This is a genomic window from Microcystis sp. M53598_WE2 (assembly GCF_030067735.1).
Classification (GTDB): domain Bacteria; phylum Cyanobacteriota; class Cyanobacteriia; order Cyanobacteriales; family Microcystaceae; genus Microcystis; species Microcystis aeruginosa.
Genome location: NZ_JASJFE010000940.1, coordinates 1 through 3,151, shown reverse-complemented (window position 1 = coordinate 3,151; position 3,151 = coordinate 1). Strand labels below are relative to the sequence as shown.

Annotated in this window: 3 protein-coding genes; 2 read left to right on the top strand and 1 reads right to left on the bottom strand. The window is 47.0% G+C overall.

The features are described from left to right. Window positions 1–121: 121 nt before the first annotated feature. A complete protein-coding gene (locus tag PX636_RS19210) occupies window positions 122–1,375 on the top strand; it encodes an FIST signal transduction protein (protein ID WP_288118333.1) in 1,254 nt (417 codons plus the stop codon). Between the two features lie 38 nt (window positions 1,376–1,413). Continuing rightward, entirely contained in the window at window positions 1,414–2,127 is a 714-nt protein-coding gene (locus PX636_RS19205) for a Uma2 family endonuclease (RefSeq protein WP_288118331.1), read from the top strand. Here the strand turns inward: PX636_RS19205 and PX636_RS19200 are convergent. Continuing rightward, the gene (locus PX636_RS19200; RefSeq protein ID WP_004162891.1) at window positions 2,124–2,903 is read right to left on the bottom strand and encodes a DUF1350 family protein; all 780 of its coding nucleotides are present in this window, start codon (window positions 2,901–2,903) and stop codon (window positions 2,124–2,126) included. The two genes, PX636_RS19205 and PX636_RS19200, sit on opposite strands and share 4 nt — an antisense overlap. Window positions 2,904–3,151 lie beyond the last annotated feature (248 nt).

Sequence of the window (3,151 nt, the reverse complement as noted above, 5' to 3'; positions counted from 1 at the left end):
AGATTCCCGCTTGGTTGGTTGGAGAAGTCCTGCTTGCTAACGGAGACTCAATGAACGAAGAATCCCCGTCTCTTTAGAGCGGGGAGCGTCAACATTTAGACCAAATTTGGGGTCAAGAAACATGAGCGATCGCATCGAGTGGATTAATGCCCTATCAACCCGTCCCTCCCTAGAAGCGGCGGTGACGGAGGTAGTGGAAAAAGTGCAAGATAAATTAGTTGGATCGGCAGATTTAGCCATAATTTTTATTTCTTCTGCCTATGCCAGCGACTATCCCCGTTTAGTTCCCTTAATCTTGGATAAACTCCCTGTTCCTGTCCTGATCGGCTGCGGTGGGGCGGGGATTGTCGGTATGGGTGAGAGGGAAAAAGCGCGAGAAATCGAAGCGAGTCCAGCTTTAAGTCTCACCGTCGCCCATTTGCCCAATGTGGAAGTACAGCCTTTCTATATCGAAGCGGCGGAAATGCCCGATCTCGACAGTTCCCCCTCTAGTTGGACAGAATTATTAGGGGTAGAAGCGGCCAAAAATCCCCAATTTATCCTTTTAGCCGATCCTTTTTCCAGTCGTATCAATGATCTGTTAGAGGGTTTAGATTTTGCCTACCCCAGTTCGGCCAAAATCGGCGGTTTAGTCAGTGGTGGCATGATCGAACGTTCTGGGGGTCTATTCTACCACGATCAACAAAAACCCCGTAATACCTATCTCTATCGTCAGGGAACCGTAGGAATCGCCCTTTCTGGCAATATTATCGTCGAAACTATCGTCGCCCAGGGTTGTCGTCCCATCGGACCGATTTATCAGGTGAGTGAGGGAGAACGCAATATTATCATCTCCATGACCGGTAAAGGGGCCGATGGGACCCCGCAACCACCTTTAAATCTACTGCGGGCTTTAATCCCCTCCTTGAGGGAAAAAGACCGAGAATTAGCGCAACACTCCCTTTTTATCGGTATTGCTAGGGATGAGTTTAAAATGCAGTTGCGGCCCGGAGATTTCTTAATTCGCAATGTGTTGGGAGTAGATCCTCGCCAAGGTGCGATCGCAATTGGTGATCGGGTTCGTCCGGGGCAGCGGGTACAATTTCACCTGCGCGATGCCGAGACTTCCGCCCTAGATTTAGAATTACTTTTGCAAGCTTTTCCCCAAGAAAAACCCGCTAGTTCAGATATACTAGGAGCTTTGATCTTTTCCTGTCTCGGTCGCGGGGAAAATCTCTACGAAAAACCGGACTTTGATTCGGGTCTTTTTCAGCGTTATTTCGCCAATGTTCCCCTCGCTGGCTTCTTTGGCAATGGAGAAATCGGGCCAGTGGGCGGTCGCACTTTTTTACACGGTTATACTTCGGCCTTTGCCCTCTTTCGTCAGGGAATTTAATGTTATACTAAATAGTTAGTACGCTAGGGAGTAGAACGATGGTAAAAGCCCAATCTTTCTCTGAGTCGGAGATTATCTATGCCGATAGTGATGGTAAACCGATGGCCGATAATACCAAACAATTTCGCTGGATTGTGACGATTAAGGAAAATCTCGAATGTTTATTCGCAGACAATGACCATGTGTTTATCGCCGGCGATCTGTTGTGGTATCCGGTCGAGGGGGATAATAAAATCTGTCAAGCGCCGGATGCTATGGTGGTGTTTGGCAGACCCAAGGGCGATCGAGGTTCCTATAAGCAATGGTTAGAAAACCAGATTGCGCCGCAGGTGGTCTTTGAAATTCTCTCTCCGGGCAACACTAAAGCGGAAATGCGCCAAAAATGGCAATTTTATCAGCGTTTTGGCGTAGAAGAATATTATCTCTACGATCCCGATGCTAATTATCTACAGGGTTGGTGGCGCAGGGGTGATCAATTGGAGATGATTGCCGCGATCGATAATTGGCAGAGTCCGCTTCTACAGATCCGTTTTCAACTGGAGAGTCCCCAGTTAGCTATTTTTTATCCCGATGGCTCCCGGTTTTTGACCACCCTAGAAATCAAGCAAAAAGCGGAATTAGCCGAACAAAGGGCCAGGACTGCCGAACAGCAAGCCCAACAGGAACGACAACGGGCCCAGGAAGCTGAGGCAAAATTAGCCCGCATAGAGGCGCAATTACGGGCAATGGGGATTAATCTAGAGGAAAGCTAACGAGAGGCCGGAAGGACGGGATTTAACCAGTGGAGAATCTCATCTTTGAGACGGGAATTATCCCGGGCAAGTCCCTGTTTTAACCATTGGCCGATCGCATCGAGGGGAGTAAATACTTCTCCGGTTTGCCAACTGACATCTTGACTCAAGGGAGTGAGATGATTGCCCGGGAGAGTTCGCAGGGCAATTAAATCATTAAAGCGTTTTTTTAGCAGGGGATTTAATACCAGAGATTGATCGATCGTGTCGTCTTGAAAACGGATTAAAAGATTGCGACGAATGGCATAATCTTGGAAAATTAACTCGTTTGTTTCTTCGGGGGAAGGGGTAAATTCGAGGTTAAAAGTGGTGTCAATTTGCAAAGGTTCGATAAAGGGAATAGCTCGACGAATGGGATAATTATTAAAGGAAATGAGGATATTTCCCGCCCGTTCCACTTCGTAGAGACTACCGATTAATAAATGTAGTTTACACCCCATACTGTGACCCAATCCGTAGATGGGGAGATAACCTTGGGGCAGACTATGATTCCAGCGCAGACGTTCAATAATATTATCAAAACGGTTTAAAACTGTGCGGGCGATCGATTTATGATCGAGGGTATTAACAAAGGGAGTAGCAACAATAGCGTATCCTGAATTCCCAAGACTTTCTAATAACCAACGATAGGTAATATTCGGGGCCGCCGCCACAAATGCCCCCCCTAAAAAGTGAATGATACCCCGGGGACGACGGGGGAGAAAAACCCAATTACCTGCTATTTCTTGCCAATTCATACTAAATCCAGTTATTAAAGACTGATTATCTAGGGTTTGCTGAAAAAGTTTTCCTGGGGGCAGGGTGTGGGGTGTGGGGTGTGGGGTGTGGGGTTTTACCAGTTTTGAGCTGGCCAATTACCTAATTTTCAGGGAAAAAGTGCCTAAATTTCCCCCCGATCACTCCCAGATCCAGTACTTTTCGATTGACAAAAGGTCTAAAAGTCTTACCCAACAAGGTTTTTAGATTTATTCAGCCAGCCTTATCT

Excerpts from the sequence above, each read along its gene's own strand:
- PX636_RS19200 (WP_004162891.1), bottom strand. The coding sequence starts at position 2,903 with ATGAATTGGCAAGAAATAGCAGGTAATTGGGTTTTTCTCCCCCGTCGT.
- PX636_RS19210 (WP_288118333.1), top strand. The coding sequence starts at position 122 with ATGAGCGATCGCATCGAGTGGATTAATGCCCTATCAACCCGTCCCTCC.
- PX636_RS19205 (WP_288118331.1), top strand. The coding sequence starts at position 1,414 with ATGGTAAAAGCCCAATCTTTCTCTGAGTCGGAGATTATCTATGCCGAT.